This window comes from Thermoplasmatales archaeon (genome assembly GCA_014361245.1).
In the GTDB taxonomy this organism is placed as follows: Archaea; Thermoplasmatota; E2; order UBA202; family JdFR-43; genus JACIWB01.
In genome coordinates, this window is sequence record JACIWB010000105.1 from 1 (window position 1) to 528 (window position 528).

At 30.5% G+C, this 528-nt stretch carries 1 protein-coding gene and 1 pseudogene; both read right to left on the bottom strand.

What is annotated here, in order from left to right:
• Nucleotides 1-267, bottom strand: a pseudogene (locus H5T45_07735) (transposase).
• Nucleotides 194-499: a hypothetical protein gene (locus H5T45_07740; GenBank protein MBC7129588.1), complete on the bottom strand. Its 306-nt coding sequence runs from the start codon at nucleotides 497-499 to the stop codon at nucleotides 194-196. The pseudogene H5T45_07735 and the gene H5T45_07740 overlap by 74 nt, the downstream one beginning before the upstream one ends.
• Nucleotides 500-528: the final 29 nt, after the last annotated feature.

Sequence of the window (528 nt, forward strand, 5' to 3'; positions counted from 1 at the left end):
AGCAATATTATAATTCTTTCTTGAAAAATATGCTTTATCTCCATAAATTGTAGAGCCAGCGGGTATATGCTCTATAAAATCTTCAAAAAGAGAGGAATCATTTACATCTCCTTCAGTTATGGCAAAAGCTACTATTTCTCCTTTGCTATTGCATAATTTATGGAGTTTATACCATTTTCTATTGTTTTTTTCCTTAAATTTTATTGTCTTCCAATTTCCTTTTCTTATTATTGAAAAACCTGTTGAATCTATGAAAATTTTTTCCAAACAAGGAGTTAATCAAGCCTGCTAATTCGCGATAGGGTAAAAATGTGTAGAAAGCTGAGGCCATTGAAATTAAAGAAGCAGGTATTTTATATTGTGCTCCTCTTTTCCCTTTATTCATCTCTTCCAATTCTTTTTTCCATTTTTCCTCATCTATTTTTAGAGCATTACATGCTCCCTCTACCATTTCTTTTCCAAATTCAATTAATCTTTTATCTGTTTCTTTCCAGTTCATCCCATTCCCTCCTTTTAAAATAAATAAAG